This window comes from Elusimicrobiota bacterium, assembly GCA_026388155.1.
Classification (GTDB): domain Bacteria; phylum Elusimicrobiota; class Elusimicrobia; order Elusimicrobiales; family UBA9959; genus UBA9634.
In genome coordinates, this window is the sequence record JAPLKI010000018.1 from 75991 (window position 1) to 89615 (window position 13625).

Here is a 13625-nt window from a genome sequence, read left to right on the forward strand (position 1 = left end):
TTCCGCCATTCTGAATTCTGTTTATTCTTTTGCGCCGAACAATCGTCTGATTTCTCCATAGAACGTCCGGCAGGCGATGCGCAGGAGTTTGCTTACACCGAAATGTCTCAAAAGCCCCAGTATCTTCGAAGGGGTGGAGTGAGCGACCAGCATGGCTCTGCGCTGAAGCCGGGTAAGCTCCGCGGGCCCCATGCCGTTCACCTCCATAATGCCCCCGGTATAGCGTGAAAAGCTGTAGGAGTCACCGCTCAAAAGTTTCAGCCCGTGCAGGCCCTGTTCCGCCATCCGGTAAAGTTCGGTTCCGGGATAGGGAACGGCTATGGCGAAGGGCGAGTAGCGTATTTCCGGGGTGGCGCGCACGAACCGCGCCGTGGCCATCACGGTTTTCCGCGTGTCGCCCGGATTGCCGAGCATGGAAGCCACGGTGGTGGAAATTCCCAGCCGGCGGCAGAGGCGCAGCGCGGTACTGACTTCTTCCGGTTCCACGCCTTTGCGCATAAGGCGGAGCGCGTCCGGGTCCACGCTCTCAAGGCCGAAGTTCAGCCGCACAAGTCCGGCTTCCCGCATCAGGGCCAGCAATGGCTCGTCCACAAGGTTCGCGCGGGTCTGCCCCTCAAAAGTGAGGCCGGCTTTCCGTCGTATAAGCTCGCGGCAAAGCCCTTCCATAACACCGCGGTCCGCGGTAAGCGTAGAGGCCACAAGACCAAAATGCGCGGCGCCGAAACGCGCTTTCGCGTCCAGCATGTCTTCCGCGACGCGTGCCGGGGACCGGGACCGTATCTTTCTTCCGTTATAGACGCCTTCGCCGCAGAACACGCATTTGAAAGGGCAGCCGCGGGAGAGCTCCGCCAGAAATACCGGCACTATTCCAATGCCGGGGACTTCGAATGAATACCGTGAAGGGGCCACCTTGCCGCGGGCGGGGAACGGAAGGGAATCCAGTTCCTCAATGAAAGGGCGTGGCGGGTTCACCCGGACCGAGGGCCCCTCGCGCCAAGCGAGGCCCTGCACGCCGGCGTAGCTGTGCCCGCCCTCGAACTCCCGCGCCAGTTCCACAAAGGTCGTTTCGCCTTCGCCGAATACGGCAAAGTCCATGTCGGGTGAAAGGGATTTTTCCCTGAGCGCTGTGACATGGGCGCCGCCGATGACGATTGGAAGACCGAACAGATCTTTCAACCGGCGCGCGTAAGAAACCGCCACCGGGTAAACCGGGGTTGTGGCGGTGAAACCGATCATGCCGGAGCTGAAATTTTTGATGCGCGCGCACAGGTCCTCAAACGGCATCGGCTCAACTTCCAGGTCTATCAGGTCCACGGAGTGGCCGGCTTCTTCCATGCAAGCCGCGAGGCTCATAAGCCCGAGAGGGGGAAAGCTCGTGAAGGTCCTGTAAACCGCCGCGTATTCCCCTTCGGAGGCCAAGGTCCACGGCACTTGGATGAGAGTGAGTTTCATTGGTTTTTATCTATAAGGAAAGAAATTTACCGATGGAGGATTCCCCATGCCTTATTATAACACAGTGATACGCCGGCTTCCAGTTATCCCGGTTGAAGGCCGGCGGCCGGGCAAACGGCAAACGCAAGATTTAAGCCCGGCGCTATTGACGCTATGCTAAAATTATAGATACTTATAATCTTTCTATATGATGGGCGGGTAATTACGCTTTATCATAAGAAGGGTGGTGCACATTATTTATATAAGGCCGGGCGTATTAAATAAACCGCAGGAGGGCCGGGAGCGGGTTTACCCTGGAGCCACATAGCGGATGGGAGGATCCAACTTTCAAGTTGGAGGGAAACCACGGGAGGGTTTCCTACGTGGCGGAAGGGTAAATCCGCTTTCGGCCCGAACCCGAATAACAAACTGAGGTTTTGTCCCGGACAGTTGTGAAATGTCTATGAAGATCGTTTTCGTGCGCGCAGCTACTGAAAGCCTGGGCCTGGAATATCTTTCCTCGGCCCTGAAGGCGCGCGGGCATGAAACCGCGCTGGTCTATGAACCCCTGCTGTTCGATTCGCTCAGGCTCAGGCTGCCCTCACTTGAGCCGGAAAGCGCCAAGCTTGCCGCCCGGCGGGCGCTCGCCATGAACCCCGGGCTTATAGGTTTTTCCGCCGACTCCGACCATTTCCAGTGGTCGCTCGCTGCCGCGCGCGAAATAAAGCGCCTGAGCGCTGTGCCTGTGATCTTCGGCGGCGTTCACGCGAGCACCGCTCCCGAAGCCGTTCTGCGGAGGCCGGAGGTCGATCTTCTCTGCGTCGCCGACGGAGAGCGGGCCATCGTAGAGCTGGCCGACCGCCTTGAGAGCGGGCAACCCCCCGAAGGTGTTGACAATATCTGGAGCAAAAAGGACGGCGCCGCTATTAAAACGCCGGTCCGCCTTGAAAACGAATTGGATCTGCTGCCGTTTCCCGATAAAGATCTGTTTTACCGCGAATATCCGGGTTTTGTGCGCGATACCTATTCCATAGTCACAGGCCGGGGCTGTCCGAACGCCTGTACCTACTGCCATAACAGCGCAATGCGCCGGGTCCTTTCCCGCCTCGGCTGCCGGGACCGCTTCTTCAGGAGGCGCAACGTAAAAAACGTGATAGCCGAACTGCGGTCTGCGGCGAAAACCCGGGACTTCCGCCGGGTCTCATTCTGCGATGACCTTTTTATTTCCGACCTCGCCTGGCTGCGGGAGTTCGCCGAGGTCTATCCTAAAGAAATAGGGCTGCCCTTCTTTTGCAATATACACCCCGCTGACGCCGGCGAGCGGACTGTAGCCCTGCTGAAAGCGGCCGGCGCCACCGCTGTGAACATGGGCGTTCAGACCATAAGCGGAGACATTCGCCGCGAATGCCTCGGCCGCGCGGAAAGCATTGAAGCCGCCGAACAAGCGCTCAGCCTGCTGAAATACGCGGATATTTTCGCCTACACCAACTTTATTTTCGGGCTGCCGGGCCAGGATACAAAAGAACTGAAAGCTATAGCCGCCTTCGCGGCGGCTAACCCCGCCGGTTTCCATGACGTCAACTGGCTCCGGTACTATCCCGGCACGGCTATACTTGAAAATGCGCGCAAGGAGGGCTTCGTCTCGGAAAAAACCGCCCGCGCCGTGGAAGACGGGGAATTTTCGGTCCCTTACGGGCACGGCGGCCACAGTTACACGCCCGAACGCGCAAGGCTTCGCAACATGGTTTTTCTCGCTTCGCTGCTGCCGCGAAAAGCGGTTCAGGCGATGCTTGCCAGAGATCTCTGGAAACTGCTTCCCGCGTTCAGTCTGCGCCTGCCTGTCATAGCGCTGCGCGGGTTGCTCGCAAAATTTGAAGGCAACCCGAACCCATATCCGAACTTCTCGCTCGCCGGCAGCCTGCGCTATTTCCTGCACTATTTTTTTCGGTTATATTTCGGGCGTGCCTTTCTTCAGCCGGCGGCCGCCGCGGCAAAGCGGCTGTTCGTTCGTTCAAAAGGGGCGCTATTTCTGGCCGGGCTGCTTAATTTTAAAAGAGCCGCCAGGTACGCCTCTTATATTTTCAAGCGCAGACTGCTTGGCAGGAGAGTGCCGGGTATGGCCGTTTTTGCCGCCACTTTCAGCTGCCAATGCTCGTGCGCGGCCTGTTCATCCGGAACTTTCAGCGGGTTCTTCGCTGGAAAAACAATGGAGCGCGCCCGGGCGCTTGAAAGAGCGAGGGAACTGGCTGCGCTGGGCATACCAAGGATACATTTTACCGGCGGAGAACCCACTCTGGTCCCGTACCTTGCGGAGCTGGTCGCCGTTTGCGCGGACTCCGGCATGACGGTGTTCGTGGAGACCAACGGGATCGGTGTGACCGAAGAACTGATTATGAAACTGAAGCATGCGGGACTTGCCTGTCTGAATATCAGCTTGGATTCTGCCTTGCCGGAAATACACGACTCCGTCAGAAAAGTTCCCGGCTGCCACGAGGCCGCAGTTAAAGCCTTGAATCTGTGCGGGGAGCTGGGGCAGAAATGCATGGTCTCGTGTTATGCCACGCGCGGAAGCGCCGCGGACGGAACGCTCTCAGAACTGCTTGCGCGCGCCTTTGCCGCGGGGGCCGGGGCCGTCAGGGTCCTGCCGCCGGTGGCGTCGGGCGGCTGGGCGGACAAATTCGAAGAACTGCGTCTTGAGCTCTCGGACCGGCAGGCCGTGGCGGACATAGCGTTCCGCGCCCGGGGCCCGGTTCTGGACCGGACCGCGCTGATAGACTGCGAACTGTGTTCAGCCTATAAAATAATGGTTTTGCCTGACTCAAGCTTTGCCCCCTGCGAGCATCTTCCTTTCATATTCAAGGGCTCCGAAAACCTTGAAGCGCAACCAGTGATAACCGCTATGACCACGAACGTGCTGTTCCGCGAAAAAGCCAAATGCTGGCCCAGGGATCCGGCTTGGCGCAAGGCGCATCCGGAAGCTGCTGCCGGGAAGAAAATATTATACTTGGGCCTGTGAATGTTAGGAACATAATGGTGATTAGCATTAGTTGAGCGGCAAAAATCAGCCCAAACTTTTTGCGGTGCACAGTCATTAAAGTATAATAAGCGGCCGCCTGGCGGGAGTAAGAGGGTTTTCAAAAAAAGAGGCACGGCCGGGCGAAGGAAAAGCCGGGTCAAACGCGGTGGCTTAAGGGAGTTCAGTCGGCAAGCCGAAATGCTTTAGAACGCTATGGAAAAAATTTCCGCCGAAAAAATTACTAACCGGCCGTTTATCCGCCGGGACGTCTTCTTTTTCGTTCTGCTCTTCGCTTTTTTCGGGCTTGTTGCGCCTCACATTATTGTTTTTAACGAGATCCACTCCGGTTTTTACTTCGGCCGCGATCACCTGCTCGGCGCGCTGGCTGAATGGGGTGGGATGCTGTATTATGTGTCGTCATTCATAGCCCAGTTCTTCTATTATCTGCCTTTGGGCGCCCTGTTGCTGGCGGCCCTGACTCTTTCAACCGTCGTATCCGCCCGCTCCATTATTTGCAGGCTTTCCCGCCGCCCGGACGATCTGGGTTTTTCTTATTTCATCGGCGTCGCGTATGCGGCTTTATTGAACAGGAGTTTTAGCTGCGATCTGGAAATAGCCGTTGCGGCGCTCCTGGCGCTTCTGCTTTCCCGCCTCTTTATTTCGATCCGCAAACCGGGCGTTCGCATAATCGTTTATCTGCTGCTTGCTCCGTTCCTTCATTGGCTGTTTACGCTGACCCTCCTTTTCCTGTCGGCTTTTCTTATTGTCGTTTCGCTCATTTATGAAAACAGGACGGCCAAACTCTACGGCGTACTTTACCTCCTTATACACATTTTGGCGCCCTATACGCTGAACGCGCTTTTTGTTTTTTCCCCCGGCGCGATGAATATGCTGACGGGAAGTTTCTCCTCTAAATCCGTGCTTTTCCCCATGATGCTGCCGTTGTTAGGGTCTTTTCCGGCAATTCCGCTGGTTGCGTATTTTATTCCAAAAATAAAAAGCCCGGGAAAACCGGCGGTTTATAAGGCTCTGACATGGCTGTTCCTGACGCTGTTTGCGGGGGTTTCTTTTAATCAGACGTACGACAAGGCCGCCAAAGCAAATATCATCGCTTTGAAGTATGCCGACAGGGAAGAATGGGATTTGCTTTTGAAACACTGTAATGAAAACAGGGGATTGTCCCCCTTGTTGACTTTATTCGCCGATATCGCCCTGATGAATAAAGGCCGCCTCGCCGAAGACGCTTTGAAATACGATCAAAGTTTCGATATAGGCTGGGCGGAGCATCCATACCCTGTCGACTGGTTGCTGGACGAATGCGGGGGGTTGTTCTATTATTATCTGGGGCTTCCGAACGAAACCCATTACTGGTTTGTCGAGGCGTCGCAAAGTCTTGCGGATGAAACGCCTTTCATCGCCAAAAAAATCGCGCTTTCGCTTAGTTTATCCGGCCACCCTGCCGCGGCCGAAATGTATTTCAAAAAACTGGAACGCACGCTGTTTTACCGGAAATGGGTCCGGAAGGTATGTAAAGACCGGGATTACAACCTCCGGATGGAAGCCTTGCCCCGGTTTTTTATGAAAGAAACCCCGCCGGCGCCCAAACTCGGCCATTATTTCAGCGGCGGCGCTCTATTGGAAAACCTCGAACGATATCATGACCTGTATCCGCGCGATAAAAACATCTTTGAGGCGTTAAGCGTCCACCTGATCTTACGTAATGAAATTAATGCGTTTTACCGATACTATGTTCCGGAAATCCAGAATTATCATTATGAGAAACTTCCCGGATTATTTCAGGAGGCGATCCTGATTTATCAAATGACCAATCCGGCCGATCCGACGGCTCGCCGTTTTACGATTGATCGGGAGATCTCCAGCCGGAATGCGGGTTTTTTGAAAGAAATGCGGGATATCAACGGAGAAAACAGGGAAAGTTACAGGAAGAAGCTATTCGACCGGTACGGAGACACCCTTTTTTATCACAACGTTTTTTCACGGTAAAACGCGGAGTACGCAGCCATGAACCATACAGCCGGTAAACATTTCTGTTTTGGATCGTTCGTTTTTTTCGCTGCGCTGGGGCTTTGCGCGTGCAAGGAGCGCCTGCCCGACAGGTACGTGGTTATACGAACGGCGCCACGGATCTCTCCCGATTATGATGCGATAATGATCCCGCCCAATATCGCCCCCCTGAACTTTATGATAAAAGAGCCGGGTGAAAAGTTTATCGCGGAGGCCGAATGCGGCTCGGAAAACGGATTCCGGGCGAAAGTGGAAAGCAACAAGGTGTTTTTCGACCAGAAACGCTGGGAACGGCTGTTGCAGGCCTGCGTCGGAAAAGATATACGGGTTCAGGTCTATGCCCTTGAGAGCTCCGGCTGGATAAGATACGCGCCCATCGCTTTGCACGTGGCGAAGGAGGCGATTGACGACAGCCTGACTTACCGGCTGATCTATCCGCTTTACAGCACCTGGAGCCGTATGTCCATAATGCGGCGGCAGCTGGGCAATTTCCGCGAAACCGCTTTATTCGACAACCTTTCCACCGAAAACGCCTGCGTAAACTGCCATGCGTTCAACAGCCGGAACGGCAACGACATGCTGCTGCATATCCGCGGAGAAAACGGCGGGACCGTTATTTTTCACGAGAACCGGCTGCGCAAGAAAAACCTGAAAGCTCCCGGCATGAAAAAAGGGGCGGTGTATCCTTCGTGGCATCCAAGCGGAAAGATAATAGCCTTTTCCAGCAACGATATTCTGCAGAAATTTCATGTCGAAGGGGAAAAATATATCGAAGTGTACGATCTGGGGTCTTCGCTGGTTTTTTATGACGTGGAAAAAGACAAAATGTTCTCCGACCCTGTTTTCTATTCGAAAGACAATATTTTTAGAACCTATCCGTCCTGGTCGCCCGACGGAAAGTATCTGTATTATACGCAGACGGAAACATTCAGGAAGGACGGAAATGTGGACGACATTACCAGGCCGGCCTATAACTTAATGCGGAGAGCTTTCGATCTGGCGACGAAAACGTTCGGCCCTCCCGAAACGGTTTTCAACGCCTCCGCCATAAATAAAAGCGCCGCTTTGCCGCGGATTTCGCCCGATGGGCGCTGGCTGCTTTTTACGATGGCCGATTACGGGAACTTTTTCATCTGGCATAAGGAAGCGGACATTTATCTCATGGATCTGGCGACCCGGAAAGTTGAAAAACCGCCTATTAACAGCGCCGAGGCCGAGAGTTATCATTCGTGGTCGTCCAACGGGCGCTGGATCGTTTTTTCGAGCAGGAGAAAAGACGGCGTTTTTACCCGGCCGTATTTTTCCTACTTCAGCAGCCGGGGCGAAGCTTCAAAACCGTTTATCCTGCCGCAGGAAGACCCCGGCTTTTATGACGGGTTTTTTAAAAGTTATAACATCCCCGAGTTTACTTCCGGCGATTTTCCGCTGAGCGCCGCCCGATTATCGAATTTCAACAAACACAAAGCGGAAGAAACGCCTGCTCTTGAAATAAGGTAGTGTTTTATCAGTTGGGAACTTGCAACGTCCCCATGACCTAAACATTTTTTCCTGCCGGATGGCTGTCAGGAGTGGTGCCCGGTCGCGGGGCCGGTTGAGCGACGGCGCAACCGGCCCCGCGACCAAATCCTGCCCTTGGTTTACAACTGAAACAACCGGCTTTTTGTAACCCGTCCTCCCGGCTATGTGCCAATGAAAATTTGCTCACCGCCCCTTATTGTCGCATAATATTCTAAATGAGTATTCACACTCTGGATTGTATTTTTAGGCCGAAGAGGATAGCCTTAATAGGCGTTTCTATTAATCCAAACAGCGTAAGCGGCAAGGTTTTGTCAAATCTTGTCGGCGGCGGTTTTAAAGGGGTCGTTTATCCCATTAATGAAACGAGCGAAGCCGTAATGGGGATTTCCTGTTTCCCGGACCTTAAAAGCCTTCCTAAAAAGCCCGATCTCGCAGTGATCTGCGCCGCCGCCCAAAAGGTTCCCGCGTGGGTGAAGGCTTGCGGCGAAAACGGCATCAGGGGAATTATCATAATGTCCGCGGGATTTAAAGAAAGCGGAGAAGAAGGAATAAAGCTGGAAGAAGAAATAAGAACTATCCGCTCGCAGTATGCAGGGATGAGAATCATCGGCCCTAACTGCCTTGGAATCATTGTGCCCGCTTTAAACCTGAATTTAAGCTTTGCGCCTTTGATGCCGGACAAAGGCAATATCGCTTTTATTTCCCAGTCGGGGGCTCTTTGCACCTCGGTCCTCGATTGGGCAAGGGATGAAAATATAGGTTTTTCAACCTTCATTTCTTTGGGAAATACCATAGATGTCGATTTCGGCCATCTGATAGATTACCTGGGAATGGATGAGGCCACAAAATTCATTCTTCTTTATATTGAGTCAATTTCCAACGCGCGCAAATTCGTATCCGCTTCCCGCGCGTTCGCAAGGACCAAACCCATCATAGTCTATAAAGCGGGAAGATTCCCCGAATCCGCCGCCGTCGCCGCCTCTCATACCGGGGCTCTCGCCTCCCCCGACAACATATACAACGCGGTCTTCCAGCGCACGGGCATCGCGCGGGTCTATGACCTCGGGGAAATATTCGATTGCGCCGCTTTGATAGGCAGGGACAAGATCCCGCAGGGCGCAAGATTGGGCATAGTCACGAATGCGGGCGGCCCGGGTGTTATCGCCACCGACGCTTTGATCGCGGCCAAAGGGACCCTCGCGCAATTTTCAGGCGAAACCATGGCGAGACTTAACGAGCTCCTTCCGCCGATGTGGTCCCGCGGGAACCCCGTGGATGTGCTGGGCGATGACCGCTATAAACGGCTTGCGAACGCGGCGCGGATCGTGCTGGAAGACAAGAACGTGGACGCTGTTCTGGTCATCCTTACCCCGCAGGCCATGACGAACGTGGCGCTTGCCGCGAAAGCGATCGGCGAGCTGCAGGCGGGCACCGCAAAGCCGGTCCTCGCCTGCTGGCTGGGCGGATATCACATGAAAGAGGGCATCAGGGTCCTCAATGAGTATAAAGTCGCGTCTTATAAAACGCCCGAACAGGCTGTCAGATCGTTCATGACGATGGTCTCCTATTCCAGGAACCTGAAAACTTTGTATGAGACCCCCAGGGATATTCCCGTTGAATTCTCCCTGAACAGGAAAAAGATCCGCAAAGAATTCGATGCCATCCTGAAAGGCCGGGCGGCGGCGCTTTCCGAAGAGGATTCCAAAAAATTATTAAGAGCCTATGGAATCCCGGTGACTATTCCCCAGACGGCCCGGACCGCGGCGCAGGCGGCGTCCGTCTCCGGCAGCATCGGTTATCCTGTGGTGTTTAAGATCCTTTCGCCGCAGATCAGCCATAAATCGGATGTCGGCGGGGTAATGCTGAATATACGGAACGATGAACAGGCGGAAAAAGCCTTTCATGCGGTCACGAAAGGGGTTGCGGAGAAAATGCCTGAAGCTGTTATTGAGGGCGTTACGGTGCAGCCGATGGTCAGGATGTCCGATTCGATCGAGCTTATTCTGGGGATCAAAAAAGACAAGGTGTTCGGCACGGTGATCCTGGCCGGCGCCGGTGGTACCACCGCGGAACTTTTCGCCGATCTTTCGCTCGGCCTGCCGCCTTTGAACGAACGATTAGCCAGAAGGATGCTTGAGGAGCTTAAGATATGGCCTTTATTGAACGGCTATCGCGGCCGAAAGCCCGTCAACCTGGATAAGTTAATTGAAGTGATCATACGCTTATCATATCTTGCGGCTGATTACCCGGAAATAGTGGAGCTGGACATTAACCCTTTGCTTGTCGCGCCGGATGGGCTTATTGCCCTTGATGCGCGCATTGTGACGGATTCAACAGCGATGAATATCGAAAAATATTCCCACCTGGCTATCGTCCCGTACCCGGAGGAGTATGTTTCCCGGCCGGTCCTGATAGGGGGAAAAGAAGTGACCTTCCGCCCTATCAGGCCTGAAGACGAGCCGATGTGGCTTGAATTCCTGAGCGGTTGTTCGCGGGAATCTATTTATTCGCGGTTTAATTATTTTTTCCATTGGGCGTCCCACGAAGTGGCCGCCAGGTTTTGTTATATCGATTACAACCGCGAGATAGCTATAGTGGCCGAAATCGTTGAGGACGGAAAAAAGAAGCTTGTAGGCGTCGGCAGGCTTATCGCCAACATCGAGCATGAAAATGTGGAGTACGCTATCTTGGTCACGGATAAATGGCAGAACAAGGCGCTGGGCGGCATCCTTACTGATTACTGCTTTGATATCTCAAAAAAATGGGGACTTAAAAAAATAGTGGCCCAGACCACATCCGAAAATCAAAGGATGATTTCAGTTTTCCGTAAACGCGATTTTATTGTTACGCATGATAAAGAAACATCAACGGTCTTCTTTGAAAAAGAGATCGCCGGCTGATCCTTCGGGATTTTGGCGGATTTTGATCAAGTGAATTGGCGGACAACAGTCTCTACGCCGTCTTTTACGCTTTCGGGATTGTAGCCCCCTTCCAGCAGGAAAAAAACTTTATAGCGGGCTATAGCCTTGCAGACGGCCTCGTAGCTCTTTTGAGTAAGCCGCAAATTGGTCAACATACCGGCGTCTTTGTAATAGCTGTCGAACCCCGCGCTCACTCCGACAAGCTCCGGCTGGAAGGCCTCCAGAGCGGGGCGCAATTTTTTCTCAACGATCCGCAGATAATCCTCGTCGCCGGCGCCGGCTTTCAGAGGGATATTGATGGCGTTCCCTCTGCTGCGCAGTCCGGTCCAGGGATAAAGCGGAGCCTGATGCGTAGAGAAACACATAACATTCTTATCATTTTTCAATAACGCCTCTGTGCCGTTGCCGTGGTGCGCGTCCCAGTCTATTATAAAAGTACGTTTACCTGCCGTCTTCACCGCTATGGCCATGTTGTTAAAGATGCAGAATCCCCCGTAAGGCGCATGATGCCCCGGAGGCCGTGTTAACGCGAATCCGCCCGTACCGGCGGCCTGTACCGCCGCGCCGGCCGCATAGCAGGCGGCTTCGTAAGTGTCCCTGCTTACATAAGTGTCCGAGTCAAGGTGTTCCGCTTTGCCCGGTTCACTGCGCGGCGTCGTGGCGTCGGCGGCTATTGCGAGCGACATGCCCTTTATTTTTTTGATGTAGGCGGCCTCATGCGCAAGCGAGAGATACTTTTCACCGTTCTCCGCCGCCACGTAATTGTCGAGTTTCAATAGTGACAGCCTTTCCGGCTTTTCCGGGTGGCCGGCCAGTTCATGTTTCAAAAACAGCGGGTGGAAAATAAGTTTCATTGTACCGTCCAAAACAATTGAAACATATTAAAAGCGCAAAATCCTGTGCTGTCTATGACATTTTAAAAATCGCCGCACTCACCACGGAAAACCCGTCCGGCACATATGCAAGATGCCGGTGGAAAGACAGGGAGGGTATCAGCGCGGAAAGTGAAAAAGGACAGGAAAGCATTTTTTGGAATGTAGGGAACAGATTGCAATATTATAGTGAGTTGAGCCGCTAAAATCGCCAAAAATTTTTGCCGCGACGGTCATTAAGGGTATAATATCAAAAAAAGCGGCCAGCGGCGGGAGTTGGCGGATTTTTAGTAAGTGAGTGACCGCCTGGCGGGGAAAAACCGCATATCAGTATCAGGGGACGCTGTTTACTATCTTCATGAATTGTAGACATAACCTCAGGAAGTGATAATCAGGAAGTTAAGAAGCAGCGTCCCTTACCCTCTTACTAACAGGCTGCCATTGAAGGGAAAAGCGCAACGTGGCGGTGTCTCATCAGTCAGGGACTTGTCAGCATAACATGAACTTTAGAGAAAAATTTATATTCAAGACCGGCGGCCTGCTGGCGGCAGATTTTGAGGAAACAGCCGGGACTTTCGGCGGAGGGGGGATAGCGCCGCTTGAGAAACTGAACAGGCTTCTTATTCACGCGCGCGGGCATCTGCGGGAGTATGACGCGGCCTGCACGGCCGCGGGCGTCGGGCGCGGCGGACTTGCCTCGCTGGATGAGCTCGGTAAGCTGCCCCGCCTCGGCCGCGGAGACCTGGCCGGAAAAATGAATCTTCTCGGCAACAGACGCCCTATGGCCCGTCTTGAAAGCGGCGGCACCGGGCGCGCCGGAAAGGTTGAGACCGCGCTGGATCTGAAAGCGGTGGTAAAAAGATACGCGGTTTTGCTGGCAGTCCTGAAAACAACAGGCTGGCGCATGGGGGAGAAGACCGTTGCCTTTCACCCGGCGGAATACGGCTATTTCAATAACCTGGGCGCAATGTTCAAAAGCCGGGCTTTTTCAAAAATATTTTTTGAGTTCTTCCAGCAGTATGTCCTTTACCGGCTGTTCCATAACAGAAAAAATCTATATTATGACGGCCTCATATTCTACGAACCCGGCGCGCCCCGCGCCCTGCTTGAAAAAGCGCTGAATGAAAACCCCGTGCTGATAATAACCAGGCCCGACGCGCTGATGGCCGTCCTCAAGATCCTGCGGGGCCGTCCCGCGCCTGTCTTCAAACGCCTGAAAGCGGTGCTGACCGTGGGCACGGTTCTGGGCGAAACGGTGCGTAAAGAGGCGCGGGAAAAATTCGGCGCCGAAGTTTTCAATATGTACGCCTCCACCGAACTCGGCTATGCGGCGCTCGGCTGCGCCGGTTCCGGAGGCTGGCTGCATATCAACGAAGCCGATTACCTGGTGGAAACGGGCGGGGAAAAAGAAATAATTGCGACCGATTTCAACAACCGGCTTATGCCCATGCTCCGCTACGGTACCGGAGATATCGGCGAAACCGCGCTGAGGGCCTGCGCCTGCGGCCGGCGCGGATCGATGCTTAAAATATCCGGCAGAAAGGATAAATTTATCGGGAACGGGCGGGGAGAGAGACTCTATGAGGCGGACGTGATAGACCGGACTTTCCCGGCCGACCTGCCTTTTTTTCAGGTCATCGCAGAAAAAGAAAGAAAAAAAGAGATATTATTATGCGGCGGGAATGCGCGGGGGGACGAAGCGACGGCCGCGGATATAGCGGACAGGCTTGGCCTTGAAAAAGAGGATTACAGCTTCAGGCAGGCTGAAAGATTTAAAATACCGGCTTCCGGAAAATTCTGTTTTTTGCCGTGAATACTCTCCCGGAAAAATGAGGCCGCCGG

General features: G+C 53.9%; 7 protein-coding genes. 5 read left to right on the top strand and 2 right to left on the bottom strand.

From position 1 onward, the window contains the following. Positions 1–21 precede the first annotated feature (21 nt). Positions 22–1452: a radical SAM protein gene (locus NTX59_07995; protein MCX5785616.1), complete on the bottom strand. Its 1431-nt coding sequence runs from the start codon at positions 1450–1452 to the stop codon at positions 22–24. A gap of 442 nt (positions 1453–1894) precedes the next feature. Here NTX59_07995 and NTX59_08000 point away from each other — a divergent pair, with 442 nt between their 5' ends. The 4 genes from NTX59_08000 to NTX59_08015 all read left to right on the top strand — a co-directional run bounded on the left by NTX59_08000 (position 1895) and on the right by NTX59_08015 (position 10890). Continuing rightward, positions 1895–4447: a radical SAM protein gene (locus NTX59_08000; protein ID MCX5785617.1), complete on the top strand. Its 2553-nt coding sequence runs from the start codon at positions 1895–1897 to the stop codon at positions 4445–4447. 213 nt (positions 4448–4660) lie between these two features. Then, complete coding sequence (locus NTX59_08005; GenBank protein MCX5785618.1) at positions 4661–6451, top strand: DUF6057 family protein; 1791 nt, start codon at positions 4661–4663, stop codon at positions 6449–6451. An 18-nt stretch (positions 6452–6469) separates the two neighbouring features. Next, positions 6470–7969 (top strand): hypothetical protein, encoded by a 1500-nt coding sequence (locus NTX59_08010; protein MCX5785619.1) that lies wholly within the window; start codon positions 6470–6472, stop codon positions 7967–7969. A gap of 236 nt (positions 7970–8205) precedes the next feature. Next, positions 8206–10890, top strand: coding sequence for a GNAT family N-acetyltransferase (locus tag NTX59_08015; GenBank protein MCX5785620.1), 2685 nt, complete (start codon positions 8206–8208; stop codon positions 10888–10890). Between the two features lie 26 nt (positions 10891–10916). Here NTX59_08015 and NTX59_08020 read toward each other — a convergent pair whose 3' ends face one another. Continuing rightward, positions 10917–11765, bottom strand: a complete 849-nt coding sequence (locus NTX59_08020; GenBank protein MCX5785621.1) for a histone deacetylase — start codon at positions 11763–11765, stop codon at positions 10917–10919. 517 nt (positions 11766–12282) lie between these two features. Between NTX59_08020 and NTX59_08025 the strand changes: the two genes are divergently transcribed. Continuing rightward, positions 12283–13596, top strand: a complete 1314-nt coding sequence (locus tag NTX59_08025; GenBank protein ID MCX5785622.1) for a hypothetical protein — start codon at positions 12283–12285, stop codon at positions 13594–13596. Positions 13597–13625 lie beyond the last annotated feature (29 nt).